The sequence below is a fragment of the Solibacillus sp. iso_87 genome (assembly GCF_056173085.1).
This window is the reverse complement of the sequence record NZ_CM149656.1, coordinates 792,833-819,322: the sequence shown is the minus strand read 5'-3', so window position 1 is coordinate 819,322 and position 26,490 is coordinate 792,833. Positions and strand designations below refer to the sequence as shown.

General features: G+C 36.5%; 26 protein-coding genes. All 26 read right to left on the bottom strand.

Going from position 1 to position 26,490, the window contains the following annotated elements; all coding sequences use genetic code 11:
- Positions 1-304: 304 nt before the first annotated feature.
- A protein-coding gene (gene prfB, locus AC0VXV_RS04015; RefSeq protein ID WP_475531397.1) for a peptide chain release factor 2 occupies positions 305-1,409 on the bottom strand; the annotation gives its coding sequence in 2 pieces (ribosomal slippage) (positions 305-1,336 and positions 1,338-1,409; 1,104 coding nt in all).
- Between the two features lie 320 nt (positions 1,410-1,729).
- A complete protein-coding gene (gene secA / locus AC0VXV_RS04010) occupies positions 1,730-4,240 on the bottom strand; it encodes a preprotein translocase subunit SecA (protein WP_475530453.1) in 2,511 nt (836 codons plus the stop codon).
- Positions 4,241-4,396: 156 nt separating this feature from the next.
- Positions 4,397-4,954, bottom strand: coding sequence for a ribosome hibernation-promoting factor, HPF/YfiA family (hpf, locus tag AC0VXV_RS04005; protein ID WP_475530452.1), 558 nt, complete (start codon positions 4,952-4,954; stop codon positions 4,397-4,399).
- Positions 4,955-5,113: 159 nt separating this feature from the next.
- On the bottom strand, positions 5,114-5,491 hold the full coding sequence (locus tag AC0VXV_RS04000; protein WP_475530451.1) for a PilZ domain-containing protein: 378 nt from the start codon (positions 5,489-5,491) through the stop codon (positions 5,114-5,116).
- A 238-nt stretch (positions 5,492-5,729) separates the two neighbouring features.
- Positions 5,730-6,272, bottom strand: a complete 543-nt coding sequence (locus tag AC0VXV_RS03995; RefSeq protein ID WP_475530450.1) for a competence protein ComK — start codon at positions 6,270-6,272, stop codon at positions 5,730-5,732.
- A gap of 629 nt (positions 6,273-6,901) precedes the next feature.
- Positions 6,902-7,306: a flagellar export chaperone FliS gene (gene fliS, locus AC0VXV_RS03990; protein WP_475530449.1), complete on the bottom strand. Its 405-nt coding sequence runs from the start codon at positions 7,304-7,306 to the stop codon at positions 6,902-6,904.
- Positions 7,307-7,335: 29 nt separating this feature from the next.
- Positions 7,336-7,698, bottom strand: a complete 363-nt coding sequence (gene fliT, locus AC0VXV_RS03985; protein WP_475530448.1) for a flagellar protein FliT — start codon at positions 7,696-7,698, stop codon at positions 7,336-7,338.
- A gap of 21 nt (positions 7,699-7,719) precedes the next feature.
- The gene (fliD, locus tag AC0VXV_RS03980) at positions 7,720-10,080 is read right to left on the bottom strand and encodes a flagellar filament capping protein FliD (RefSeq protein ID WP_475530447.1); all 2,361 of its coding nucleotides are present in this window, start codon (positions 10,078-10,080) and stop codon (positions 7,720-7,722) included.
- A 138-nt stretch (positions 10,081-10,218) separates the two neighbouring features.
- On the bottom strand, positions 10,219-10,614 hold the full coding sequence (locus AC0VXV_RS03975; protein WP_475530446.1) for a flagellar protein FlaG: 396 nt from the start codon (positions 10,612-10,614) through the stop codon (positions 10,219-10,221).
- A gap of 190 nt (positions 10,615-10,804) precedes the next feature.
- Positions 10,805-11,926 carry a UDP-4-amino-4,6-dideoxy-N-acetyl-beta-L-altrosamine transaminase gene (pseC, locus tag AC0VXV_RS03970; protein WP_475530445.1) on the bottom strand — a complete coding sequence of 374 codons (1,122 nt, stop codon included), beginning with the start codon at positions 11,924-11,926 and terminating at the stop codon, positions 10,805-10,807.
- Entirely contained in the window at positions 11,923-12,969 is a 1,047-nt protein-coding gene (gene pseI / locus AC0VXV_RS03965; RefSeq protein WP_475530444.1) for a pseudaminic acid synthase, read from the bottom strand. The genes pseC and pseI overlap by 4 nt, the downstream gene beginning before the upstream one ends.
- The gene (pseG, locus tag AC0VXV_RS03960) at positions 12,966-13,934 is read right to left on the bottom strand and encodes a UDP-2,4-diacetamido-2,4,6-trideoxy-beta-L-altropyranose hydrolase (RefSeq protein ID WP_475530443.1); all 969 of its coding nucleotides are present in this window, start codon (positions 13,932-13,934) and stop codon (positions 12,966-12,968) included. Before pseG ends, pseI begins: the two co-directional genes overlap by 4 nt.
- Positions 13,935-14,657 carry a cytidylyltransferase domain-containing protein gene (locus AC0VXV_RS03955; RefSeq protein WP_475530442.1) on the bottom strand — a complete coding sequence of 241 codons (723 nt, stop codon included), beginning with the start codon at positions 14,655-14,657 and terminating at the stop codon, positions 13,935-13,937. It lies immediately after the preceding gene.
- Positions 14,654-15,190 (bottom strand): UDP-4-amino-4,6-dideoxy-N-acetyl-beta-L-altrosamine N-acetyltransferase, encoded by a 537-nt coding sequence (pseH, locus tag AC0VXV_RS03950; RefSeq protein ID WP_475531396.1) that lies wholly within the window; start codon positions 15,188-15,190, stop codon positions 14,654-14,656. Before pseH ends, AC0VXV_RS03955 begins: the two co-directional genes overlap by 4 nt.
- A complete protein-coding gene (locus AC0VXV_RS03945; RefSeq protein WP_475530441.1) occupies positions 15,187-16,359 on the bottom strand; it encodes an acyl-CoA reductase in 1,173 nt (390 codons plus the stop codon). The genes pseH and AC0VXV_RS03945 overlap by 4 nt, the downstream gene beginning before the upstream one ends.
- Positions 16,356-17,417 carry a LuxE/PaaK family acyltransferase gene (locus AC0VXV_RS03940; RefSeq protein WP_475530440.1) on the bottom strand — a complete coding sequence of 354 codons (1,062 nt, stop codon included), beginning with the start codon at positions 17,415-17,417 and terminating at the stop codon, positions 16,356-16,358. Before AC0VXV_RS03940 ends, AC0VXV_RS03945 begins: the two co-directional genes overlap by 4 nt.
- The gene (locus AC0VXV_RS03935; RefSeq protein WP_475530439.1) at positions 17,414-18,739 is read right to left on the bottom strand and encodes an AMP-binding protein; all 1,326 of its coding nucleotides are present in this window, start codon (positions 18,737-18,739) and stop codon (positions 17,414-17,416) included. The genes AC0VXV_RS03940 and AC0VXV_RS03935 overlap by 4 nt, the downstream gene beginning before the upstream one ends.
- A 57-nt stretch (positions 18,740-18,796) precedes the next feature.
- Complete coding sequence (locus tag AC0VXV_RS03930; protein WP_475530438.1) at positions 18,797-19,036, bottom strand: acyl carrier protein; 240 nt, start codon at positions 19,034-19,036, stop codon at positions 18,797-18,799.
- Between the two features lie 84 nt (positions 19,037-19,120).
- Positions 19,121-19,870, bottom strand: a complete 750-nt coding sequence (locus AC0VXV_RS03925; protein WP_475530437.1) for an SDR family oxidoreductase — start codon at positions 19,868-19,870, stop codon at positions 19,121-19,123.
- Positions 19,867-20,742, bottom strand: a complete 876-nt coding sequence (locus AC0VXV_RS03920; RefSeq protein ID WP_475530436.1) for a nucleoside-diphosphate sugar epimerase/dehydratase — start codon at positions 20,740-20,742, stop codon at positions 19,867-19,869. Before AC0VXV_RS03920 ends, AC0VXV_RS03925 begins: the two co-directional genes overlap by 4 nt.
- Positions 20,743-20,760: 18 nt before the next feature.
- Entirely contained in the window at positions 20,761-22,182 is a 1,422-nt protein-coding gene (locus AC0VXV_RS03915; RefSeq protein WP_475530435.1) for a CDP-glycerol glycerophosphotransferase family protein, read from the bottom strand.
- Positions 22,179-22,565 carry a glycerol-3-phosphate cytidylyltransferase gene (tagD, locus tag AC0VXV_RS03910; RefSeq protein WP_475530434.1) on the bottom strand — a complete coding sequence of 129 codons (387 nt, stop codon included), beginning with the start codon at positions 22,563-22,565 and terminating at the stop codon, positions 22,179-22,181. The genes AC0VXV_RS03915 and tagD overlap by 4 nt, the downstream gene beginning before the upstream one ends.
- A gap of 218 nt (positions 22,566-22,783) precedes the next feature.
- Positions 22,784-23,797, bottom strand: coding sequence for a TylF/MycF/NovP-related O-methyltransferase (locus tag AC0VXV_RS03905; protein ID WP_475530433.1), 1,014 nt, complete (start codon positions 23,795-23,797; stop codon positions 22,784-22,786).
- Between the two features lie 87 nt (positions 23,798-23,884).
- Positions 23,885-24,850 carry a UDP-N-acetylglucosamine 4,6-dehydratase (inverting) gene (gene pseB, locus AC0VXV_RS03900; RefSeq protein WP_475530432.1) on the bottom strand — a complete coding sequence of 322 codons (966 nt, stop codon included), beginning with the start codon at positions 24,848-24,850 and terminating at the stop codon, positions 23,885-23,887.
- A gap of 132 nt (positions 24,851-24,982) precedes the next feature.
- Positions 24,983-26,143, bottom strand: a complete 1,161-nt coding sequence (locus AC0VXV_RS03895) for a motility associated factor glycosyltransferase family protein (RefSeq protein ID WP_475530431.1) — start codon at positions 26,141-26,143, stop codon at positions 24,983-24,985.
- The gene (locus AC0VXV_RS03890; RefSeq protein WP_475530430.1) at positions 26,143-26,490 is read right to left on the bottom strand and encodes a hypothetical protein; all 348 of its coding nucleotides are present in this window, start codon (positions 26,488-26,490) and stop codon (positions 26,143-26,145) included. Before AC0VXV_RS03890 ends, AC0VXV_RS03895 begins: the two co-directional genes overlap by 1 nt.

The following is a 26,490-nucleotide window of genomic DNA, read 5'->3' as shown; positions in this document are numbered from 1 at the left end:
GAAAATAGTGGCACACTGATAAAAAGGGGCTAATTTCGAAGCTGCAGTGGCTAATAGAAGCAGCGGGTTCTACTTTTGATGCGAAGAGTTCTACTTTATGCATGAAAGGTTCTACATTTCATGGGAAAGGTTCTACTTTTGGCAAAGAAGTTTCTACTTTAGAACCCGCATTGGCTAATAAAAACAGCGGGTTCTACTTATGGTCTATTTAAAGACGATCCACAATGCGATATTAAAAATTTCCTAAAAAAAAAAACGAAGCCATTCGGAACAACTAAAAAATTGTTCCGAATGGCTTATAATATTAATATGAAATTTTAGATCGTAAATAGGCAGTAATGAATATATCAAGATCGCCGTCCATTACAGCGCCTACATTCCCTGTTTCTGCACTTGTACGGTGATCTTTTACCATAGAATATGGATGGAACACATATGAACGAATTTGTGAGCCCCAGCCGATTTCCTTCTGCTCTCCACGAATTTCATCCAGCTGTGCTTGCTGCTTTTCAATTTCCAGCTGATACAGCTTAGACTTCAGCATTTTCATTGCTGCATCACGGTTTTTAATTTGCGAACGTTCAGACTGACATTGTACAACGACACCTGTTGGAAGATGGGTAATACGTACAGCAGAGTCGGTCGTGTTAATATGCTGACCACCGGCACCAGTTGCACGGTACGTATCGACTTTCAAATCTTCTGTTCGCACATCGATTTCGATCTCGTCATTGAACTCCGGCATCACATCACATGATACGAACGATGTATGGCGGCGGCCTGAAGAATCGAACGGTGAAATACGTACTAGACGGTGTACGCCTTTTTCCGCTTTCAAATAGCCGTACGCATTATGGCCAGAAATTTGAAGTGTCACCGATTTAATGCCGGCTTCATCACCAGGCAAATAGTCGATTGTCGTAACTTTAAAACCGCGCTTCTCTGCCCAGCGTGTATACATACGTAATAGCATCGAGCCCCAGTCCTGCGACTCTGTACCGCCTGCACCTGGATGCAGTTCCAGAATGGCATTGTTTTTATCGTATGGTTCTGATAACAGCATTTGCAGTTCGAACTCTTCCATTTTTGACTGGAATTCGACTAGTTCTTTACCTAGTTCCTCCTGCAATTCTGCGTCTGGTTCTTCGCGTAATAACTCCAACGTCATTTCTAGGTTTTCCTGTGTATCGACTAATTCTTTGTATTCGTTGACAACTGCTTTAATACCGTTGCTTTCGTTAATAATTGCCTGTGCACCATTCTGGTCATTCCAGAATTCCGGTTCAAGCATAAGTTCATCTAGTTCCTGGATACGAGCCTCTTTGTTTTCTAAGTCAAAGAGACCCCCTGAAGTCCGCTAGTTTTGTAGCTGTATTTTCGAGTGCATTGCGCACATCTGCTAATTCCATCATATAGTTTCCTCCGTAGTGAAGCGTCAAGTAATCGTCCTTCGTCACCCGTTGGTCTCCGTTCCAGGGTGGACGCTTTCCGGGGGCGTGAGGCCAACACGATGTTGGTCACAAAAGCGTTGCCACAGGACGTGGCGTTCTTAGCTTTTGTTCCTAGTCTCAGGCGTCACGCTATTCCCCCAGGAGTCGCCACCCTTCCACTCCGACCAACTAGAGTAAATTGAATAAACCATTTCTTTATTTACGCTAGTTCATTATAAATCCTTATAAAACAAACCGGGTCATTGAGCATAGTTTCAATGACCTCGTTTTTATTGCTTTTATTGTCCTACGCCGTGGCATGATTTGTATTTCTTGCCGCTGCCGCATGGGCATGGGTCGTTGCGTCCGATGTTTTCGGCTTTGCGTGTTGGTAGTTTTTTCGGTTTCGCTGCGCCCTCTTCTTTCGGGTTAACAGCTTGGCCTTTTGCTACTTCTTCACGTTGCAGGTTGCTGCGGATTTCCGCTTTTAATGCGTACTTCGCCACATCTTCACGTACCGCTGCGACCATGTCTTCAAACATTGCGAAACCTTCTTGCTGGTATTCGCGTAATGGGTCATTTTGGCCGTAAGCTCGTAAGTGAATCCCTTGACGTAACTGGTCCATTGCATCGATATGGTCAATCCATTTCGAGTCGATTGAACGTAGTAAAATAACCTTTTCAAATTCACGCATACGTTCCGGTGTCATCGCTTCTTCTTTTTCATTGTAGCGCTCGGTCACTTTTCCATAGATGTACGCGATCATTTCTTCCGGTGATTTATTTTCAAGCTGCGCTTTCGTAATATCGCCTTCATCTAAAAGATTTGCTGCGATATAGTCTTCAAGTGCATCCAGTGTCCAGTTTTCCTTCTCACCTTGAGTATGAAGGGCTACTTGATTTTCGATAGCCTGAGAAATCATCGACTCCACTAACGCACGCATATTTTCCGAATCCAATACTTCTTCACGCTCTTTGTAAATCACTTCACGCTGCTGACGAAGTACATCATCATACTGTAATAGACGTTTACGCGCATCGAAGTTGTTCCCTTCAACACGTTTTTGTGCTGATTCTACCGCTTTAGAAACCATGCCTGACTGAATCGGCTGTGTATCATCCATACCAAGTCTTGTCATCATCGACTTCATTTTATCTGAACCGAAGCGACGCATTAGTTCATCTTCTAATGAAAGATAGAATTGCGTTACCCCCGGGTTCCCTTGACGACCAGAACGACCACGAAGCTGATTATCGATACGGCGCGATTCATGACGCTCTGTACCAATTACCGCTAACCCGCCGATTTCAAGTACACCTTCACCCGGTTTAATGTCCGTACCACGACCTGCCATGTTTGTCGCAATCGTTACGGCACCTTTTTGACCGGCATTTAAAATAATTTCCGCTTCACGCTCATGGTTTTTCGCGTTTAGAACATTATGCGGAATTTTAAATTTTGTTAAATATTTTGAAATAATTTCCGATGTTTCGATTGCAACAGTACCAACTAGTACTGGTTGACCTACACGGTGACGCTCTGCGATATCTTCTGCAACCGCTTTGAACTTGCCTTCCATCGTTGCAAAGATAAGGTCAGGACGGTCATCACGCGCAATCGGCTTATTCGTAGGAATCGCTACAACCTGCATATTGTAGATGTTGCGGAATTCCTCTTCCTCTGTTTTCGCTGTACCTGTCATACCAGACAGTTTCTCGTACATACGGAAATAGTTTTGGAATGTAACGGTCGCCATTGTCATCGATTCATTTTGAATCTCAAGACCTTCTTTCGCTTCAATCGCCTGGTGAAGACCATCCGAATAGCGACGACCTTTCATTAGACGACCAGTAAAGCCGTCAACGATTACAACTTCCCCGTCCTGCACAACATAGTCGACATCTTTATGCATTGATGCATGGGCTTTTAAGCTTTGGTTGATCGCATGGTTTAAACGAACATGTGTTAAATCGAATAAGTTATCGATGCCAAACGCACGCTCCGCCTTTTCGATTCCTTGCTCTGTCAACGTTACACCTTTTGTTGATTCTTCGTAGTTGTAGTCTTCATCCTGCTTTAACATACGGGCAAATGCATTTGACTGTACGTAAAGCTGTGCAGATTTCCCTGCTTGTCCGGAAATGATTAACGGTGTACGCGCCTCATCGATTAAAATCGAGTCAACCTCATCGATTACCGCATAATAAAGCGGACGCTGTACACGGTCTTCTTTATAAAGCACCATGTTGTCGCGTAAATAGTCAAAGCCAAGCTCATTGTTCGTCGAATATGTAATATCCGCAGCATAAGCTTCTCGCTTCTCATCTTTTGACAGGCTATTCAGGTTCAGACCGACTGTTAAGCCTAACCAATTATATAACTCTCCCATTTCAGTCGCGTCACGGCTTGCTAAATATTCATTGACCGTTACAACGTGAACACCTTTACCAGTAAGCGCATTTAAATAAACGGACATTGTCGACGTTAAAGTTTTACCTTCACCGGTTTTCATCTCCGCGATATTACCCTCATTTAATGCAGCCGCCCCCATAATCTGAACGCGGAACGGGAACATGCCAAGAACACGGCGAGACGCTTCACGAATTGTCGCAAATGCTTCAGGCAACAATTCGTCCACTGTTTCCCCGTTTTGATAACGGTTTTTAAATTCTTCTGTTTTCGCTTTTAATGCATCATCAGATAGGCTTTCAAACTGCCCTGCCAATGCTTCTACTTTATCTGCAATCTTTTCTAAACGCTTTACTTCTTTTTTATTGAAATCAAATAATTTATTTAATATGTTTGCCATCGAATTGGTCACTTCCCAATAAATAGTCTCAAATTATATTTTAGCATTATATATACCGGTGGTGCAAATAGACTGATGCATAATGGTAATTTTAGGAACATTCCAACTCAAAAAACGGACTGCCTATTGCAGGCAATCCGCTTGTAAGCCCATCATTTAGTTTGTTTCGATTAAACCGTACTTACCGTCTTTCCGTTTGTAAACGATGTTTGTGCCATCTGTTTCGGCATCTGTGAAGATATAGAAATCATGGCCAAGCATGTTCATTTGTAGAACAGCCTCTTCCTGATCCATCGGTTTCAAATCAAATTGCTTCGTACGAACGATTGTATATTCATCCTCTGAAGATTCTGCGTTCGCTTCCATTTGGGATGCCACATTGGCGAAGTAGATACCTGTACCTTCGCGATCACGGAATTTACGGTTTACTTTTGTTTTATGTTTACGGATTTGACGCTCTAGCTTGTCGACAATTAAGTCAACAGCCGCATACATGTCGTTATGACGCTCTTCGGCACGCAGCGTTAAATTTTTCATCGGAATCGTCACTTCTACTTTTGTTTGTTTATCATTATAAACCTTCAAATTGACGTTAGCGTTCGCGTTAAGATCTTCATTGAAATAGCGTTCTACCTTTTCAATTTTGTTCTCCACGTAATCTCGAATCGCTGGAGTTACCTCAATATTTTCACCACGAATGTTAAACTTTAGCATGTGAACTCCTCCTTCATTACTGCACTTACTAATCTAATTCTACATACATAAATAAAATCCTGTTACGACTTGAAACTTTTTTCATATTTCGACAAGTTGTCCTACATATTGATAAGAAAGACATCGCATCGTTATAAAATTCAATGGTAACCAACCAATTTAATTACGTCCGACTTCTTTTCTGCGGCGTACTTTCAATTCACTGACGATCAGTTCTTCAATACCTGGCTGATTTTCGAAGATCAAACCATATTGAAACTTATCGCCGTATTTCTTCTTCCATACGATGTCTCCCATGGCCTTAATCAATACTTCGTCTAAAATGAATTCCAGTTCCAACTGCACCAGGTTATTATTATTTTCACCAATTTCCCGAGAAGAAAACATTTTCATGCCATGTGGGCTCACATCAATGATTTCACAAGGGTATTTTATCACCTCTAATTGTTCCTGTTTCCCATTGATCAATTCGGTAAAATTTGCTTCGATCGGGACCCCAAAAGTAAAACGAAATCCTTCTGTGCGTTTAAACGCCATAACTGTTCCCCCTAGCCATTCAGTGCTACGATTTATATACCCACATTATGATGCATTACATGATTAAATGTCTATGTGCTTAATTGCTATTTTACGAAGAATTTGTGACTTCAAACTCATGACAAATGAACCGGAATTTTTTCCTCTTGCAATAAAAGATTGTGCATTCGATAAAAAATTGAGAAATAAAAAGAGTTTCACACATTGGGATGCTCCGTTGCGTAAAACTCTATGCTTATTAATTGATTACATATTGTTCATTTATTTCTGCACACTCTAACATAATTGATTTCTCGGCTTTTGAATATACAGGATCCCTGTAAAACTGCTTTATTAAGGTAGTCGAACAATAATCTTTTGCCTTCATCCACTGCTTATTCAGTTTACTGTACGATACAGGCACTTTAATTCTTTCATTATTCGTTAAAATGACAACTGAATGATTTTCCAAATGCGGCTTGATATCATCGACATGATGCAATGCAAAGTACATACAATCTTCGATATTACGCATCGCCTCTGTCGGAAACCAAAAATGAGATAGCCGAGACCTCGGAATCATGATCGGGTTAACAGATTTGGAGTCAAGCACCGCTTTTGCCGCTTCCTTTGCACCTTTTAAGCTGGAACCATGTTCTTTCAGCTCCATATCGAGCAATTGCATCGGTGTTAAAGGGTTTCTTTTATAGCCATTTGGAGTAATCATAAGCGTATAAAGATTATTGAACTGGTCAAATTTAGGCTTTAATACACAGGCATCATACAAGGAATTTCTATACATTTTCCATACTCCTTCCAATTTATAGTTATCATTTTTAATGAAAAGGAGTATACTAACAATATGTCGGTATACTCCGGCTTCCAAACCTCAGGTGATATCTTTGGAGGATGCTCACTTGGGGTTTTTATATTGCCATTTCACATACCCACTCACCCCCTTTGTCGGTTAACTAAATTTGGTAACCGCTTTCTTTGATGAATAAAAGTAATGTAATTTTTCCAGCCAAAAACAATACCGCAATGGAACAGAATTGTGATAGATGACTTACCAATTTATTATGTATGGGGAAAACGGATAAAATTTTCGGATTCATGGGTTGTAGTGGCATCTTGGGGTTTAATATTACCGTTTTCTTCTTACTAAAAGGCGAATATTAATTTATTGATGCTAATGGTCGTGGATGTTTATAAATCTATGTAGGTCTATTGATTATGTACGTTTATTTTGTAGTGAATATATCTAAGTTCAAATTTCTAATTATTTACATTATACAAAATAGTACAATATAATCAATACTATTTTGATTATATTAAATTTTATAAATAATGAAGTCGAATTTGAGAGAAAAGATATATATGAAAAAGCTGCTGTGAAAAGAATGTAGTCTTCTCACAGCGGCTTCTTTTATTTTAAACTTGTCCAGCTGTACCATATTGCTGCTGGCGTGTAATTTTGATAACTTCTTTCCAAGTGTCGCGGAATTCTATTACTAGGCCTTCGACTTCTTCGATGATGGCAGGGTCATTTTTGATGTTCGCCTCCGTTAATCGATGACTCATATATTCATATAGCGGTAACATTTGTTTTGAAATTTCGATGTCCATGTTAAGTGTAGACATTAATTCACCGATAATTGCTTGAGATCGTTGGATATAATGGTTGCGTTCTTCAATTTTCTTTTCGTCGATTGACTGCTTTGCTTTATTTAAAAACTTCAAGCATCCGTTATATAACATTAGCGTCAATTCCCCCGGTGATGCAGTTGTAACACTATTTTGTTTATAGGCATTGAAAGCATTTGTTTGTGCTGTCAACAAAAACACTCCTTTTGAAGCTAGTTATTTTATTTTTTTTTATCATAGTAGCGACCATCCATTACTTGAACATTCGCATATGGATTTATATATTGCTGCTCATGCTTTTTGGCGTTTTGCAGGTCTTTTAAGTCGTCTTGCACCGCTTTCATCACATTATTCAAACGCTCGCGGATACCTTTATCTAACTCAGCAAGCATAGTATGCGATTTATTATTCTTCAAATCCAGTACAAATTGCTCACGTTGTATTAGTTCGATAAGTATACCACGTTCGTCTAATAAACTGTTAATTTTAGCAATATATTCATCACGTTTTTCCTCTTCAGGCATATTTGTCAAATGTTGAAACAACTTTGCCGAGATTTGTAAAAGCTTTTGTGTATTATCCATTTTTTGGCCACCCGAAAAATTTTATCCTTGCGTGAACATTGAAGATTGCTGGTTAGCTTTATTGATCGCCGTTTCCATTGCCGTGAATTGTCTCCAGTAGCGGGCTTCGATATCTTTTAGTTTAGCCTGTAATTTTGTAATACGATCATCAGCTTGAACAATATTGCGCCCAATATTATACGATTGCTCTGTCGAACCCTCTCTACCAGCTTTTTTCTCGATATTTTTAGTTAAAGTCGAGATTTCATCACGTAAACGTTGAGTAAGTCCTCTAGAATCCTCTATGACATTCCGTCCCTTTACAGGATCATATGTCGTTTTAACTTCGCCTGTTTTCGTAAACATTTCAACCACTTGTTGCGGATCTTTTTTGAGTGCTTCATCTAATTTCTTTTCGTTAATTACTAATTTACCACTTTCAGTTAACTTATCCGAAGTCGTAATACCGATTTCGGCAAAAGCATCCATCGTTTTATCACCTAAGCCGTTAATGGAACTCACAAATTGAGAACGTATTTTGTAAAGACTTTCACGAATTAAGGAATCGCCTCGTAATAAACCACTTTTCGATTTTTCATCCCAAAGTTTCTGTTCATTTTCAGACATATCTTCACGTTGTTCGGTCGTTAGCGGTGCATAATCACGGTATTTCTTCTCTTTCAATAAACCATTTAATGTATCTAGCATTTCATTATACGTTGTAACAAACTCCTTAATACGATCTTTAATTGCAGTCGTATCAGAAGTTGATGTAACCCCGACAGATGCAACTTTTGGAGATGTGTCATTCGCTGTTGCTCCTTGGGCAGCAACAGCACTATTATATGCTATTTCCGCTTGGGCTTCACGTTTTACACCAGCCTCATATGCACTATTAGCTGCTTGGGAAGCAGTTAAATTCGCTTGATTTTGCTTATCGATTGGGTAAAAATCTTGGAATTTTTTTAGATCACTTCCACTTCCATCTTTATCGATGGACAAATCACTTAGTCTATTTAAATCTACTTTATCTAAACCCTTGAACTTATCCTTAACTTCTTTAGGTAAACTTTCGTCTGCCAATGCAGCATCAATTTCTTCATTTGTTTTTCCATTAATTGAATTCAGAAAATTTAAATCATCTGCAGTCAGTTTTGTTAAAAACTTTTTATCAAGCGACTTATACGTATTTTCGTAATCTACTTGCTTAGCACGTGCTAATAAATCTTCTCCATCAGCGCTATTCAGCTCTTTTAAATCCGTATTTGATAAAGTTATTAATCTAGCTTTAGAAGTATCATTAAGACCGGAATTTGTGATTTTGTCTTTTAGCGCAGTTGCATTTGCAAATTCCTCTTCGCTAATATTTAAACTTCTTAATGCTGCTAAATCTGTATTTTCTAGCCTTGCTACTGTACCTGCACTAGACAAACTGTTAAATTTTGCTTGTTGGTCCGTAGTTAAAGTATTTGTTCCAAATAATTTGGCGTACTCTGGATCGTAATTATCTCTTTTATAATCATCATACGTTTGTTTTGCCGCATCCTGTGTAGCTAATAAGGTTACTAAAGCTGCTTTTGCATTATCCCATTCCTTTTGAGTAACAGCTACTTGGTCAGCTGCACCAGCTTTTGCATTAAACGTTTCTTTTAAAGTGATCTCATAGCCAGAAACAGTTACTTTATTGGAAGAGCGTTCCATTGAGATACCATTCACTTTGAAAATGGCATTCTGTCCCTTGTTCCCTGTTACCTGCGATTCATCGGCAAAACCTAACTCATTAAAAATTTCTTTCCCTTGTCCAAAAATAATTTCACCTTTTCCGCTTTTCTCACTACCTGTATTATTAGCAGTTAAAGAAAGCTGACCATTTTCGAATAAAGCTGTTACCCCAGCATTACTTGAATTGATTTTTTTTACAAAATCATTGATGGTATCTTTCGATGGATCAAAGCTAATTTTCACTGCTTTTCCTAAATTCCCATCTTTATCTATCGCACTTAATTCTACTGAATTTGAAGTTAAGCCTAATTCAGATAGTTTTGTACTACCCGTGTGCCCTGTTTGTACTCCAACTTTTTGAGAAGCAGAAGCTAATTGGGTTACACTTTCAATACTTAATGCTCCTATTGCATTGCCAGTTGCATTCACTGACACTAAGTTATCATTCGAAGAAGTTGCGGTTTTCTTCATCATTTGACTTTGCAAGAACATTTTATCTTCTAAAAATTTATTTAATTTTTGTGTAACCGTGTTAACATTTCGATATGCATCGCGCTGCCATTCAAGCGTTTGTTTTTTCTGAAAAGTTTTATTTAATGGAATTCTTTCTGCTTGCATTAACTTTTCAACTAGAGCATCAATATCCATTCCTGATGCAAGACCACCTACACGCATTACCATAATTTCGTCTCCCTTCGAAATACACCAAGCTATTATTATTTATAATATCGGTAATAATCAAAAAAACTTCACCTCAATATCTCATTTTGCCAATTAAAAAGAACCCAAAAATTATTTTAGGTCCTCGTAAAAATATCGCTATATTTTTTCATCCACAATCATGCCGACCATTTTTTGCATTTCATAAAATGCGTCTAGCAACTTTCGGGGTGGAATTTCCTTTACAACTTCTTCTGTTTCCCGATCTACCACTGAGACATAGTATCGGTCCAATCCTTCATGATAGACAAACTTTGAAGCGTTATGGTTGGTTTCTAAAATTTCATTCATTGTATGAACAGCCTCTTGCACTTTTTGCTTCGTTTCCTCACTATTATCTAAAGATGCCATCATACTTTTTTCCACTGTTGTAGAATTTACAGTTGTTATAGGCGTTTCGCTTCCTTGCTTTGCAAATTTATCAACATTTTGAGCAGTAGCAATAGTCTTTGACATTGTCGATACATCTACATTTGCATTTCCTGAAATTCGCATGTTTTCCATCCTCCTTGAAATCAATACAAGCGCCTTTTTATTGTATATTTTTTATCGGTTTAACCTTAATAATATTAACTTTTCTTATAATTTCTACAGAAAATGAGGCTTATTATTTCTGATTTTTCTTTGGCTTGTATGCTAAGAGGGCTTACCCAAATGTTCTAAGTAAGCCTGTAACTTAAAGTTGTTAAATACTTTTTTTCAATTCATCTATAATCCTAGCTATATCTTCATTCTTCAAAGCAGGATGTACTGGGAGTGTCAATGCTTTTTCATACCAATCTTCTGCTACAGGACAAAGCCCCTTTTTATAACCTAATTTTTCATAATAGGGATGCCAATAAACGGGAATATAATGCACATGCACCCCAATATTTGCCGCTCGCATCGCATCAAATACTTGTTTACGGTCTGCATTTTCTAACTGCACCATATACAAGTGCCATCCTGATTCTGTTAGCTTAAGTTGCTTTGGCAGGATAATTCCTTCTACATCCTGTAAAGCTTCCGTATATAATTTTGCAATTTCTTGACGACGAGCAATAAACGTATCAAGTTTTTTCATTTGCGAAACACCTAGTGCCGCCTGTAAATCGGTCATGCGATAATTATAGCCAAGATCGGTCATTTCATAGTACCAGCCACCTTTTTCTTGTGAATAAGGTACTTGTTCAATGCCATGGCTACGGAATTTCAATAATTTCTTATAAAAATGTTCATCATTTGTTACGATAATGCCACCTTCAGCAGTCGTAATAGGCTTGACTGGATGAAAGCTAAACATTGTCATATGTGCAGTCGTACCTACTTTACGCCCCTTATATGTTGCTCCTAATGAATGTGCGCCATCTTCGATCACAACTAAATTATGTTCCCAAGCAATAGCCATAATCTCATCTATATCCACTGGCTGTCCTGTAAAGTCAACTGGAATAATGGCTTTTGTTTTATCTGTTAATTTTTTGCGAATTTCATTTGGACTAATGTTATAGGTTGTTTCATCAATATCGGCAAAAACAACTGTCCCACCAACATAACGCACACAGTTTGCACTAGCAGCAAAGGTAATTGGGGAAGTAATGACCTCATCTCCCTCACCAATCCCGGCAGCATAGCAAGCTCCATGCAAAGCCGCAGTTCCATTACAAAAAGCTACTGCATATTTAACACCGATATAGTCAGCAATTGCTTGTTCAAATTCGGAAATTTTTGGACCTTGTGTTAAATTTGGCGAGCGTAGTGTATCGATTACTGCTTGGATATCCTCTTCTTCAATACTTTGACGGCCGTAAGAAATAAATTTGTTCATAATAACAACTCCCAGCTAAGCGGCGTACCTTTCTTTACATCTTGCTTAATCGCTTTCCCTAAAACTAAATCATAATATTTCGTCGGTAAACCGAGGCCTGGACGTACATTTCGTAAGTTTTCAACCGTTAAAATATCGCCTGCTTTCAAATCTTCCCCAATATATAAAGAACGGCGGAATTTAGTTGAATCTTTTTCAATCGCAGTTGGTCCATAACTCGCTTTGCCGATACTTTGCCATGCACGCTCTGTTTCTTCAACGAGCATTTTTAATTCATGGGGTTCCATTGAAAATGCCGAGTCGACACCACCTTCTGCTCTCGAAGTTGTAAAATGCTTCTCAATAACGGTTGCGCCAAGTGTAACAGCAGCTACTGATACTCCAACCCCCATCGTATGATCTGATAGGCCAATTTCTGTGCCAAATAATTCACGCATATGTGGAATTGTCGCTAAATTAGAGTTTATGGGTGTTGCTGGGTATGTGCTTGTACATTTTAATAAGATAAGTTGTTCATTACCCTCTTCTTTAAATGCACGCACTGCTTCATCCAACTCAGCAGCCGTTGCCATTCCTGTGGATATAATGGTTGGCTTTCCTGTACTCGCGACTTTGCGAATTAACGGTAAATCTACATTCTCAAACGAAGCAATTTTATAAGCAGGTACATTTAAAGTTTCTAAGAAATCGACTGCTGTTTCATCGAAAGGTGAACTAAAGGCCAATAAACCGAGCTCATTTGCTCTGTCAAAAATAGCTTTATGCCATTCCCAAGGTGTATACGCCTCTTTATATAGATTGTAAAGTGAATTGCCTTTCCATAGATTCGCATCATCTTGAATAAAAAATTCACCTGTATGAACTTCTAATGTAATTGTATCAGGGGTATACGTTTGCAATTTTAATGCATCGACACCTGCTCCAGCTGCCAATTCTACTAAATGTAATGCACGCTCTAATGACTGATTATGATTGCCTGACATTTCCGCAATAATAAACGGCTTCGTATGTCGGCCAATTTCCTTGTGTCCGATTTTTATCATTTTTTCAACTCCAATATTTCGTGTAACCATAAATTCGGTATTTCTGTTGCAGTTATCTCAAATCCCTTTTCACTCATGCCTGTATACATTCTATTATTCATTAAGTTATTTATGAGATTTTCGTATGTTTCAACGGTAACTTGCTCATGCCACCCTAAATTTTTTACAGCACCAAGTGAATCAGCGTATTCAGTGGTACTAATTTGATTATCGGCAACAATTGTCGCACTTGAAGGGAGGCCTAAGTAACAACGCTCCCACATCGTCGCACCTCCAGCACCGATTGCAAAATCCGCCAGCTGCATCAGCTGCGCCATATAATTGATTTGACAATGATAATGGTGGCCTTCTTTATGACAAATCTCCTCAATTAGACTCTTCATCCGATTGCCATTCCCTACAACGATATCAATATGCGGAAACTGTTTGCCATTAAATGCGCTCAAAATTTTCATCGTTTCATTCGTTGGGTCAGTCCCCCCCATAAAGACGAGTAAGCGTTCAATTTCATTATGTTGTTTACGCACATTCAGTCGCGCCTCAATAAACTCTTCCCGCATTATTAAATACCTTGGGCCGACTAGCTTTATACAATGCGCTGGCACTAACCCGTCATAACGCATTTCATAGTTGGGCACTACATTTTGATCGAGAAGTAAATCACAATCATGCTCACGCGCTAAATCATCTATGACAACAATCTTCTGTGTATACGAACGAATCATGCGCTCCCAGTCTATATTAAGTCGATAATGGTCAACAATATAGAGATCCGCAGTTTCAGCCTCTGTCACATTTTCAAAACCTTGTTGTGCAACAAAGTTTATTAAGTTACCTTCGAGTGGCTCCATCCAAAACTTCACGTGACAACCTGCTTCATTTAATTTCTTTGCAACTGTTAAGCAACGCATGACATGACCACTGCCAATTGCTATGGAGGCATCTGTACGAATAATAATATTCATTTAAATCACCGGCTTCTGCTCGATATGTGCGTTTATTTTTGCAATTTCGGGATGCTGTTGTAAAAATTGAATCACATCTACACTCGATACTAGCGAATCATTAAAATGCTTGGCTACTTCTGAAATAAGTGCATAATCCTCTTCCGTATCAAGCGTGATTCTAAGTTCAGGTGCTTGGCGATTTCCTGGTATTTTAAATGTAACCGTATCAAACTGCTCTTTAAATTCATATGCATAATACGTCACATGCTCACGATGGCGAGGCTCTTTTCCTGCTTCATGGATTCGTAATAATGCTTCATAGGAAACAAGCTCTACTGCTAACCCTCTTGGAAGTTCACCTTCAAGTAACATAATATCTTTTCGTTCCGCATCCATTAAAGCAACCATTTCACTTGCCATTTCGTAATCTACAAATGGGCAATCTGATGTCACACGCATCACGTAATCAGGCTTATATATTTTTGCACATTGTACATAGCGATCTAAAACATCATCTTCAGAGCCCCGGAAGTAAGCGACATGATGATTCTCACACCATTTTGCTATCGTATCGTCTTGTGGGAGAGAACTTGTGGCAATGATTACTTCACTTACACCTTTAGTAGCACGACAGCGCTCAATATTATAGGTTAATACGTCAACATCACCTAATGGCTGTAGAATTTTCCCTGGTAAACGAGTTGAGCCCATTCTTGCTTGCATGATAACGATTGTGTTCATTCCATCACCTCTGGCACATACTTTTTGAATTTTTGCCCAACATCAATCCAGCGATCTTTCGTCATTTCAAACAAATATACATTATGCCAAACACCATTTTTCAAAATGTGTCGCTCAAATACTCCAACTTCACGAGCACCTTGCTTCATATGAAGTTTACGTATACCTTCATTAATATCCATTACCTCACCATTTAACTTTTCTAGACCAAGCTCATAAAATGCATAATTGTACATATAAGCCCCTAAAAACCCTGCAAGCATGGCATATTTCATATTTCCAATATAGAAATTCCATGTCGCATGCTTATAATCCCAATTAATATTTGTAAGAGAAATAAAACCAATTAAATCATCACGATATTCCATTAAAAAATAACGCCCGTTTTCATCAACTCTCATTTTTTCTAGCCATTTTTTTTGATTTTCTAAACTATATTCAATATCGGTATACATAAAGCGAGTTATCTCTTCACTCGTACGCCAATCTAAAATTTGCTGCAAATGCTTTTCTTCTATCGGAATCCATCTCATAGGATTACTACCTCTCTCGTAAATGATGTCAAAAAGCTTTGCCCATCCCATACTCCATCAAAATTAAGTGCTTGTCCAATCGGTACAATACGGTCAATACCACGTGTTGGAATGCCTTGTACGAATTGTACTAGCTCGGACGTTTCAAAGCCAAAATAGGCAATTGTTTGATCTTTATCGTTAATGACTTGGGCCAAATCAGCTAGCGTACTTACTTCATATTCATAAAACAGTCCACCACCGCAATGCTGTTCCCGAACTTTTGAAGGCAACTCATCTAATTGCACACGTGAAAAATAAGTAGAAGTCTCAACTTTCCCTACATAATTTTCTATTGCCAGGTGCAAGCTTGTCGTATATTTTAGTACTTGTGTTGCCGCTAACAATTCATATTGCTTCGCCATAATTTTTTGCTCTAACTTTTGCCAAAACGCCCTACTCGACTGTCCGACCCACACGACTAAACGTGGTGAAGAGCAAGCCATTTGATCAAACCAAAAAACGTCATTGTAAAACTGCTCTAATAAGGCATCTAATGCTTGTTCATTAAGTTTACTTACTTTTTCTGCATTCAAAACCGCTAATGAGAAACGGTTTGGGAATGCTAATTCATTTGCAAGTGGTGCTAATGGTATGCTGCGAATCTCATTCACCGTCGCATCGCCACCCCAAATAATTCGCGTATGACAAGCTTTACTTAAAACAGTTGTCGCGTTTTCTTCATGACCATACGTACAAATCATTGTTTGCTTTGCAACTTTGTCAAAGTTTGGAATCTCCTCTAAAATAACACGCAATACCTCATTTACTTCCATTTTACTAGAAAGTCGAATAACATTTTTATTACCTGCTAATAACGATAACATCCACGAATAAACAAAAATTGTATCAACATTTGATGGAGCAATATGGAAACTCAAACCACGTGCTCGGACAAATTTCCCCTCAACCACATCTTCAAACTGAGTTTGCATTTGTTTCACATTTGCTTTGCGTAACCAATATCCAAGAGCAACAACTTCCGGAAAATTGCGCATACGCACAAATCTTTTTGATAGACTTTGAGTAAATTCAAGGACTTCCTCATCAAATGGGTGATTTAAAGATGCTTTTTTCAAATTACTTAGCGCTTCTTCAAAGCTTTCACTGGTTGGCCAAAATAACTTCATTCCTTTAAACCTCCTTGAAACGTATCACTACAGCCTCGTAGCTCTGCCTTTGGAATACGCCCTTCCACGGTGAAATATTTCCCTTTCCAGCCGCAAGCACAACTATCAATACCATGAATTGTCCCTAAATCTTCGGTTAATAGCGAATGACCAGGGTAACTTTTTGGTAGCTCACTTAACACTTGAATTAAGCCTTGTTCACCAACTGTAACTGGCTCAAACGTAATCGGATTGCGAATAATGACATCAGCAAACTGCGGTGCATGCAAGTATCCTTGATTACACTCTACAAAAATTGAACCCACTTGCTCCACCATGCCGTAATAATTGTGGACTTCTTGAATACCTAGTTGCTCTTTTATTAAACGATTAAACGTTTCTGCCTCCACCGCTTCGTCCTTCAGCTTTTTCCAGCCTCCACCATGAATGAGAACACTATCTCCAAAATCAATATTTAAACCTTTTTCCCGTGCTTCTTTGTATATATACTGCCAAATCATAAACGTAAAGCCGAATAATAAAATGTGCTCCCCTTTATATTCATTTAAATAAGCTCGTAGACCGGCCACATCAAGTGTCATATCATCATTCAACGCATAAAAATGCTTGCGCCCGAAATTGGAAAAACCCAAAATCCCTGCACCACGCGCGCTAAATGACTTGCGGTCTTTCAATACTGATTTCGTATCTAAAATAATCATCGGCAAACGCTTGCCGCCTAAAATCGGCTTCATCACTTCAACAAGTGTTTTCGTTTGTGCAACCGATGTTTCTTTATCTAAATAAATTTTAGATACTGCCTGTCCCGTTGTACCACTTGAAGTCAGGACTTTGACAACTTCTGTTTGTTGAACTGATTTTAAGTCCATTAATTTAAACAACTGTACAGGTAAAAATGGCACTTCCTCGAGGCGAGTTGCTTTTGAGATTACACCACTTTTTTCAATTATTGCTTTATATTCAAGGCTGTTATCCATATGCCAACTTATTAAGTCATTTAGTTTTTCTAATAGTCGCTGTTCTTTTTCATTCTGTTTTAAGTGATATGGAACCGTCATAAACATAGCTCCTTTAATTTCATGTAATCTGTTTTTCCATTTGCAAAATGAGGAATCGGTAGTACCTTTACCTTGTACGCCGTTCTATGCAGTTGATAAAGTGACTCTATCTCAGCCTTCACTGCTTCTAAATATTCATTCTGCTCAATCACTACAATTAATTTATCGTCAGAACCCGTGCAAGCTAAAGGAATGTGGAACTTCTCCTCAAGCTTTTTTTCCACATCATCTAAATTAATGCGTAAACCGAATAATTTTATAAAACGCTTTAGGCGACCTGTAATTGTAAAGTAACCATCTTCATCAACCATTGCGGTATCACCCGTATGAAGAACGCTACCGAGCTCATTACCTTTAGCTAAATCATGTAAGCTTTCCGCGTAACCCATCATCACATTCGGACCGCGATACACGAGCTCATCGTCTTCTATTGAGAGGTTTCCACCCGGAATTGCAATGCCGATTGTGCCCGTCTTTTCTAGCACCTTATCATGAGGAATGTACGAAATACGCGGTGCCGCCTCTGTTTGCCCGTACATAACGTAAAAGCGCTTGTTATTTGTTAACGCATACTCTCCAAAATGACGCACAAGCTTCTCGTTTAATCGACCACCAGCCTGTGTCATTACTTTTAAATGTGGCAAATCCAATTTCGTAAAACCGATGCGCTGTAGCATCTGATATGTGAACGGTACACCTGCAATCGATGTCGCCTTATTGTTTTTTACAAACTCCCAAAATGATTTTTCCATCACGCTTTCATTGGTCAAAAGAATCGATGCCCCTGCAAGTAAATGACTATTCACAATCGACATGCCGTAAGAATAAGAAAGAGGTAAATTCATGATCGCACGTTCATTTTCGTCGATTTTTAAATACTCTATAATCGATTTTGCATTTGCTTTTAAGTTTTCAAAAGATAAACGCACAAATTTTTGGCTGCCTGTTGTGCCGGATGTGCTAAGAAGCATTGCAAGGTCAGGATGAATGTTTACTTCTACATTTTCTATTCGTACTAATTTCTCGTTATCGATTTGATAGCATTCATAACTTTCTCGTCCGACAATCCATTTCGGTTTATACTGTTCAATGATGTTTTGTAAAAGCATCTCGTTAATATCAGCGGAAAGTAACATAACTGTATGTTTACTGTTCATAGCCGAAATATAGGAGGACATAATTTCAATTGTATTTTGACATAAGATTAAAATAATTTCTTTTTTATTACTATTAAATTCAACAGTAGCAATTTCCTTATAACTATAGCTTTTTTCATTAGTAATAATAGCTGACTTTTCACAGTTCAGTTCAAAAAAATGCATGAACTTTGCCTCCCTCATAGAAAAAAAGGTGTGATAAACGTTACCACACCCCCCACATTAAAATTCTACATCATATTTAGTTAATATTTCTTTTGCCTTGGCGAATGTACTCATATCTAGTACATCATCTGTATCAAGCATTGTATCAAAATGATCATCAATTTCCGAAATTAATGCCATATGCGCGATTGAGTCCCATTCTGGAATTGAATTATATGCTAGTTCTTCTGTAATTTGTGAAAGTTCAATACTTAAGCTTTCCGCGAAAATTTCACGTAATTTTTGTTCATTATTCATCGCTATCCCTGCCTAACTTATATATAAGTTTATCGTCAATTTATATTTAATTATAATCAAATTTAGTAAAAAGAAAAGGTATGGCTATACAACCATACCCCCATCTACACCAATCACTTGCCCTGTCACATAAGAAGATAAATCAGAGGCTAAAAATAATATTACATTTGCTACTTCTTCCGCTGTTCCTGCACGCCCCATTTTTATTTGGGAAAGTGTATTTTGTTTCAAGTGATCGGAATAACCATTTGTTAAATCTGTTTCAATAAATCCAGGTGCTAACGCATTGACACGAATATTATAAGGCGCTAATTCCTTCGCAGCAGAATAAGTTGCGCCAATCACAGCAGCTTTACTAGCGCTGTAGACTGTTTGACCAGCATTGCCAACACGACCAATAATTGAACTAACATTGATAATAGAACCCGATTTTTGCTTAATCATTAAACGTGAAGCGTATTGCATATGATAAATGGCGGAATTCGTATTCACAGATAACGAATCTTGAAGCTGTTCAGGCTTTAGCATACCTAGTAATGAATCTTTCATTACACCTGCATTATTCACTACTGAATCCAGTTGACTAATGTTTTTATTTATCCATAAAAACGCTCTTTTAATCGCTTCTACATTCGATACATCATAACTCAGTGTATATACTGTAGCTTTGTATTCTACTTCAAGCTCTTCCTTTATTTCTAATAGACGCTCTTCATTGCGACCATTAATAATGATCGTCCAGTCGTTTTTTGCTGCTTGTACTGCCGTTGCATAGCCAATTCCGCGAGTTGCGCCGGTGATTAGAATAGTTTTTTTTTCAAACAATGCCTTCACTTACTTTCATAAATAATTTCGACTATACAACTATATAGAGGTTCCCTAAAGGAAATCGTATTATCAGCAAAGCTCGTATTTTTCCTGACAACACGCCAATTACCATAAGTATAATCTAGATAGCTTTTATAGTCTTTCGGAACACGGATATTAAAGCCTTGGAAATTTAAATTATCATAGCTTTCAAAAAAACTTTTAGGTGTATCATTCAATTCCTGCTTTACCATTTCCCCATCAACATCCATACAATCAAAATTAACCATAAATAATTTGCGCCCGTCACATAAACAATCTATTGTTAGTGAAGCTGGCTTACCATTCGAATACGTTCTAGTATATATTTTTAAATCAAAAAATTTTTCAAAATTAGAAACATCTTTTAAAATTGTTTTTTTGATGATTTTAAAATCCTTTACAAAAATCGCAATATCAATATCATCATCCCAAGGAATCAATCCTCCATCTCTAGCAATACCAAGTAGTGTACCAAAAGTATAAAAATGGGGAATATTAATTAAACTTCTAGAAATCTCTAAAATTAAATCATTTGCTTTTCCTAAAATTTGGGGATCTTCAAAGGGGTATTTATCCATTTTCATTGAACTTTTAGGAGCGAATTCTATTTTATTACTTGGAACACCCAAGATTTCTAATTGTTTTGAGATTGAGTCAACGTACATGCTTGCAACGATAATCTTATCATAAATATAATTCCCGATTTCTTCCGGACTCACGATTTCAATATTATGCAACGATAGCCCTTGTTTTGAAGAATCATTATCAATAATTGCTAAAAAATCATAATCTTGCGCATGATTTTTTATAAAATTTTGCCCTCCTAAGCTTGCTCCAAACAGTAATATTTTTTTCATTTAAATTATCATCCTTAATTATTCCTTAAATATTGATATGAAATCTTCCCCTTCTCTAAACCCTGCTTTTTTATATAATAATTTAATAGCTTTCAACCCATTTCCAGTTACCGTTATAATAGTCCCTTTGCATACGACAGGCTCTATGATTTTATAATCCATAAATTTTTTTCCTTGCTTATTATTATCAGCATCCATAAATTTATTAACTTTTACACCTCTCCCACTTAACCATGCTACAAGAATTTGCCCCGACAACCCTGCTCCCCAAATACTTAACTTATCTTTATAGGCATTTAAAAAATCAACAATCATGTCCTCGTCCAAAATGTGAAAAGACTTATCATCGTCCCAACTTTGTTTTGCATTATTAAGTAGATTATCAATTGCCAGTGCTGCCCTTTTATTAGCAAAATCATCTTGATAACTATATAATTCATTAAGTAACTGACTGTAAGGAATGTCTTCTTGCATCGACTGTTCGAGAATATTAATTAGCTCATTAAAATTCTTCACATGTGGGAGTATGTCACGCACTTGAATATCTAAACTTTTCTTTGTAACATCTGTATTATTATAAAGAGAAATATTCGCCATCTTATTCAAATTAACAGACCCTGTATTAACAATCCCCTCATCAATTATATCTAACAACACAATAGGTTTTTTGAATAGCATTGCATCAAAAATAGAACCACTATAATCACTCAATACAATATCTGCAAATTGTAAAAGGTCGAATAGATTTGTATATTCGTCGTACAAATAAAGATTTTTGATTTCCTTTAAGGAATCCCAATTCGACCCTTCATCTGAAAGCACATTTCCATGATGTAATTTAACAATAACATTAAAATTCTCTGTAAGTAACGAAATATTACTTACAAACATATCAAGGGATGACAAATCTGCCCACGTAGGACAATAAACTAATGTTTTATGCCCCTGCAATGATCTTTTATCCAAAATTTTACCTGTAATATCCTTCAATTGAGTCAAATAATTACCTATTAATCTAGGATGGCCAATTTCAGTTACATTAGTATAAACTTCCAGGTGTTTTGTCGCATAAGGACCATAACTTAATACTAAATCAAAACCTTTGTTCCACTCTGCATAATTCCAAGCATCTTTAGAGTAGCCATATAAACATCGTATTTTATAGATTTCTTTATCTACCAATTGAAATCCCGGCATATAATAAGGAGCTAACAATGCATCAAACGGTACACTTTTATCAAATAATTGCTCAAACCCACAATATGTTACATTTTCTCTGTCAAATACTTCTTTTAATCTATTCACACGCTCATTAACATAATATGGAGTATAAATAATGTACTCTATTTTAAAACCCGCTTGTTCTAATTCTTTTGCCATACTTGAAAAATGTACGTAATGAAAGACTGTTGTGCAAATGATGCCTATTCTTTTCTTCATACTTTTAAATCAACCTTTACTTTAGTTGTTGAAATATTAGGAGTTCTTTCAAGGTACATTACTTCACAGTAATCTTTTAAAAAATCAAAATGACCCTTCCAATCATCACCCATTACAAAAATATCTATATTTTCATTTATAACATCATTTTTCTTCTGATTCCATGATTCTTCCGGAATTACTTTATCAACATATTTAATAGCTTCTAAAATATATTTTCGATGCTCATAAGAATAATAAGACTCCTTATGCTTCAATTGATTAAATTCATCAGTCGAAAGAACTACAGTTAAATGATCTCCAATTGCTTTCGCTCTCTCTAGTAGTCTTATATGTCCCCAATGTATTAAATCAAATGTACCATATGTAATTACTTTTTTCATAACTGAACTTCACCTACTACTTATAATATTTTGAATCTCAGAATGAGTAAACCAAACTTCAAAAAACCTTTAAATAAAAAACGGTACGCGAACGACTTGCTACATTTCCGAGGGTAATCCATTAAACATTCACCGGTATTGTTAATTTATCTACCATGAAACAAGAAAGAATACACTACTGATTGAATTTTAGAGATTGTTTCATTACAAAAAATTAGTTATTTACAAATAATAACACTGCCAAAATAATCTGCTACTGGGATAGGAGTAATTCCATACTCCTTACAAAACTCTGAAACAGCAACTTTTACTCCACTATAATAATCAAAATTATAATCGTGAACTAAAATGTAACCCCCTTTAGATAGGTTAGCATAAAAATATTTTAACCCCTCTAAAGTGGGCTTATACAAATCAACATCTATACTTACGAATGCAAATCGCTCATCTAAGTTCATGGGTATTGATTCTGGGAAATATCCTTTGATTATTTTCACATTATTTGAATTATATACTTTACTTAAAACAATTTCTTCATTAGTATCTGAAAACCATCCCTGGTTCGCGTTAGAATAATTTTGATTTATTTCGATATTTACATCGTCCTGATTGAAACCTTCAAAAGTATCAAACAAATAAAATTTCTTCTCTTTAAATATTTGCGTTAAAAACTTTGTTACGTCTCCTTTATAGACACCTAGCTCCGCAATACTTCCAGGAACCTGGTTTCGGTAAATTTCTTTAGATATTAGCTCAATTGTAGAAAGCCTAACAAAATCAACAGTTTTCAGCCGATAATCTGGAAAATCAAAAAAATCTAACTCTTCATTTCGCATACTTATATTTTGAGAGACTAAATAATTATTTATCTCTCGCTTAACTGTATCTTTATACAAAAAGTCCTTATTTTTACTATTCATATATAAGAATGTCGACAAATTCCTTAAAGAAGTACTTTCTTTGCTAAGTGGCATTATAATCTTCTCAAAAGGTACTCCTAAATCTAATAACTGATCAAACATTTCATTTTGATAAGTTAAACTACTAATTACAATCCCATCATATTTTAAATATTTTATTTCTTCAGGATTAAACACAAGTTTATCTTCAATCCTTGAATTTTGTATCTCTTTCTTATTGTCTAAATAACCAATGATAGTGACTGTCTCAAGATTTAACTGACTTTCAACTAATTCTTTACCCTTACTAGTACCAAAAATCAATATTTCCAAATATATCCACCTTCCAATTTAATACTAATTATTAAGGAATCTACAAAATTATCTTCTTCAATAATAATTTTAAATGTTTTTATATTTTTAAATCATTTCGACTAATTGTTGTATTGTTAGCCACTCTTTATTCTTATCACTAGTATACTCAAACCCCTCAGGCAACTCTTTCCCACCTTCCGCAAACTGCTTCGACCAAAACGGAAACTCGGGCTGAATAACATAATACGAGTTATACTCTAACGTATGACGTGCATCATCTTCCAAAATCATCGCCTCATGTAACTTTTCACCTGGACGAATCCCAACAATTTCAGTTTTACACTCTGGAGCAATTGCTTTTGCTAAGTCCATAATGTTCATACTTGGAATTTTTGGTACGAAAATCTCGCCACCATGCATACGCTCTAAACTTTCTAGTACAAATTGTACACCATAATCTAAAGTAATCCAAAAACGTGTCATACGCTCATCTGTAATTGGTATAACACCTGTTTCTTTAATTTTTTTAAAGAAAGGTACAACACTTCCACGGCTTCCTACTACATTGCCATATCGAACAACAGCAAATCGAGTAGCCTTCTCACCTACATATGAATTCGCAGCAACAAATAACTTATCTGATGCAAGCTTTGTCGCACCATATAAATTAACTGGAGAACATGCTTTGTCCGTTGAAAGCGCAATAACCTTTTCTACTCCGCTATCGATCGCTGCTTCAATTATGTTTTGTGCACCATTTATATTCGTTTTTACTGCTTCAAAAGGATTATATTCACAGGCATCCACATGCTTCATAGCAGCCGCATGTATCACAAAGTCCACTCCATCAAATGCTCTATGTAAACGGTCCTGGTCACGAACATCGCCGATAAAGAAACGTAGGCGCTTGTCATTGTTGAATTCTTGCTTCATTTCATATTGTTTTAATTCATCTCGACTAAAAATGATAATTTTCTTTACACCTAGCTCTAATGCTCTCTTTGTAAACTTTTTACCAAACGATCCTGTTCCGCCCGTAACTAACACAGTTTTATCTTTTAACACTTCCATTAATACGAAGTCTCCTATCTGATTTAAAAGTCTCTTATGTACTATTTTTATTATACTCCTATATATATCTCAATTATATATCGACAATATTTAATATAAATTAATAAAAACCTACATCTCTATAGAGTATTATTATGACTTTATAACCTCTTTTAAGTTTGATGGCAAGATTAATTCTACAGAAGGAAGAAATGTCCCTTTCTTAGCTGTTGTATATAGCTTTGAATTCATGCGTTTCGCTTTTTGTTCTATCCACCTAGCATATGTTTGTAAATTAGGTGTAGTAAAAATTTCACTTCCATCATTTGCAATCACTTTTTGGACATTTAAATCCTTTGTAATAGTCCGTCCGGATGTGGAGAAATCTGCATGTGTCCGGTTACCACTAAACCCTAAATCTTGACCAAACAATATAATTTTTTCAAATCTAAAATATTCTAAGAGACTAATACTTAATGTAGAAACAGACCCCCCTGTTTCTAACAAAGGTAAATTATATTTAACTGCCATTTTTTCAGCCAAAGGATAGCCAGATTGTAACAGTAAATATTTTGGACCTTTATGAATCTTGACAGCTTTTTCATTTGCTGTACTCAAATAAAACAATGGACCTTTGTAGTCAGTATCGATTAATTGATTTAAAATATTTTGTTTAGCATCCGAAATAATTACTCCTGCCGGCATAATATCTTGGGCTAGAACTAGTTTTAATGCTGAACCTACAACAAATATATCCGTCTGATATTGGATTTCTTTAAGCCAATGAATCGAGTCATTCAATGATGGTCCAGAAGCAACTAAACATGCTATCCTCTTAGTGTAGACAGGGTAATCTTGCTTTTCGGAACAATTTGCAATATTCTCGTAAAAATTCAATTCCATTTTAGATCCATATTTTTTATAGGATACTTGATTTATTTTTATATCTTCCAAATAAGGTAAAATGGAATGATTTTTCAAAGCCTTTATCCATACACTTGGTATCAAAATTTGGCAATCCGAAAAATCTACTTCAGAAATCTCTGAAACAGCTTGAGAAATGGGACATAGTTTATATTCATCTTGTGAGAAATAATACACATAAACAGGCTTGCCATTAGCCAGTTGAATTAACCGCTCTGCATGATATCCTAGCCCTAAACCAATAAGTAGATACGTGGATTTATCAGCATCGAACTCTGAATCCACCCATTTCCAAGCATCTCTTCGGGGCGAGTATTTACTATAAATAGAAATATCATTTAAAGTTAGTGTTTTTTCCCCATTTTTAGCATCAAAAACTCTCCATTTCATTAATGCTGATTTCCTTCAATTATTTTAATTTGCTCAAAAAATGGTGCAATTTCATATTCAAACATATCCGCTACTAATACATAGTCATGGATTTCTAAACCATTATTCACTTCTATTAAATAATCATGAATTTTTTTTATATCGAGACTCACGAAAACATCATTTTCTTTCAACAACTCGACAGACTGGATTAACCAAGACATACCTTCTGAAAACTGTAATATTGTTTGTAATGCAGTTTGAATTTCATCACTTCTTAATAGCTCTGCAATAGCAACACATCCAGGTGCTAATTTTAATATGTAGGCATTAAAACTTTCAATTAATTCCGTCACTTCATTTTGCAT

What these genes read in the sequence shown, in the direction of transcription:
- secA (WP_475530453.1), bottom strand. Translation starts at nt 4,240, where the DNA reads ATGGCAAACATATTAAATAAATTATTTGATTTCAATAAAAAAGAAGTA.
- hpf (WP_475530452.1), bottom strand. Translation starts at nt 4,954, where the DNA reads ATGCTAAAGTTTAACATTCGTGGTGAAAATATTGAGGTAACTCCAGCG.
- AC0VXV_RS04000 (WP_475530451.1), bottom strand. Translation starts at nt 5,491, where the DNA reads ATGGCGTTTAAACGCACAGAAGGATTTCGTTTTACTTTTGGGGTCCCG.
- AC0VXV_RS03995 (WP_475530450.1), bottom strand. Translation starts at nt 6,272, where the DNA reads ATGTATAGAAATTCCTTGTATGATGCCTGTGTATTAAAGCCTAAATTT.
- fliT (WP_475530448.1), bottom strand. Translation starts at nt 7,698, where the DNA reads ATGGATAATACACAAAAGCTTTTACAAATCTCGGCAAAGTTGTTTCAA.
- fliD (WP_475530447.1), bottom strand. Translation starts at nt 10,080, where the DNA reads ATGGTAATGCGTGTAGGTGGTCTTGCATCAGGAATGGATATTGATGCT.
- AC0VXV_RS03975 (WP_475530446.1), bottom strand. Translation starts at nt 10,614, where the DNA reads ATGCGAATTTCAGGAAATGCAAATGTAGATGTATCGACAATGTCAAAG.
- pseC (WP_475530445.1), bottom strand. Translation starts at nt 11,926, where the DNA reads ATGAACAAATTTATTTCTTACGGCCGTCAAAGTATTGAAGAAGAGGAT.
- pseI (WP_475530444.1), bottom strand. Translation starts at nt 12,969, where the DNA reads ATGATAAAAATCGGACACAAGGAAATTGGCCGACATACGAAGCCGTTT.
- pseG (WP_475530443.1), bottom strand. Translation starts at nt 13,934, where the DNA reads ATGAATATTATTATTCGTACAGATGCCTCCATAGCAATTGGCAGTGGT.
- AC0VXV_RS03955 (WP_475530442.1), bottom strand. Translation starts at nt 14,657, where the DNA reads ATGAACACAATCGTTATCATGCAAGCAAGAATGGGCTCAACTCGTTTA.
- pseH (WP_475531396.1), bottom strand. Translation starts at nt 15,190, where the DNA reads ATGAGATGGATTCCGATAGAAGAAAAGCATTTGCAGCAAATTTTAGAT.
- AC0VXV_RS03945 (WP_475530441.1), bottom strand. Translation starts at nt 16,359, where the DNA reads ATGAAGTTATTTTGGCCAACCAGTGAAAGCTTTGAAGAAGCGCTAAGT.
- AC0VXV_RS03940 (WP_475530440.1), bottom strand. Translation starts at nt 17,417, where the DNA reads ATGACGGTTCCATATCACTTAAAACAGAATGAAAAAGAACAGCGACTA.
- AC0VXV_RS03935 (WP_475530439.1), bottom strand. Translation starts at nt 18,739, where the DNA reads ATGCATTTTTTTGAACTGAACTGTGAAAAGTCAGCTATTATTACTAAT.
- AC0VXV_RS03930 (WP_475530438.1), bottom strand. Translation starts at nt 19,036, where the DNA reads ATGAATAATGAACAAAAATTACGTGAAATTTTCGCGGAAAGCTTAAGT.
- AC0VXV_RS03920 (WP_475530436.1), bottom strand. Translation starts at nt 20,742, where the DNA reads ATGAAAAAAATATTACTGTTTGGAGCAAGCTTAGGAGGGCAAAATTTT.
- AC0VXV_RS03915 (WP_475530435.1), bottom strand. Translation starts at nt 22,182, where the DNA reads ATGAAGAAAAGAATAGGCATCATTTGCACAACAGTCTTTCATTACGTA.
- tagD (WP_475530434.1), bottom strand. Translation starts at nt 22,565, where the DNA reads ATGAAAAAAGTAATTACATATGGTACATTTGATTTAATACATTGGGGA.
- pseB (WP_475530432.1), bottom strand. Translation starts at nt 24,850, where the DNA reads ATGGAAGTGTTAAAAGATAAAACTGTGTTAGTTACGGGCGGAACAGGA.
- AC0VXV_RS03895 (WP_475530431.1), bottom strand. Translation starts at nt 26,143, where the DNA reads ATGAAATGGAGAGTTTTTGATGCTAAAAATGGGGAAAAAACACTAACT.
- AC0VXV_RS03890 (WP_475530430.1), bottom strand. Translation starts at nt 26,490, where the DNA reads ATGCAAAATGAAGTGACGGAATTAATTGAAAGTTTTAATGCCTACATA.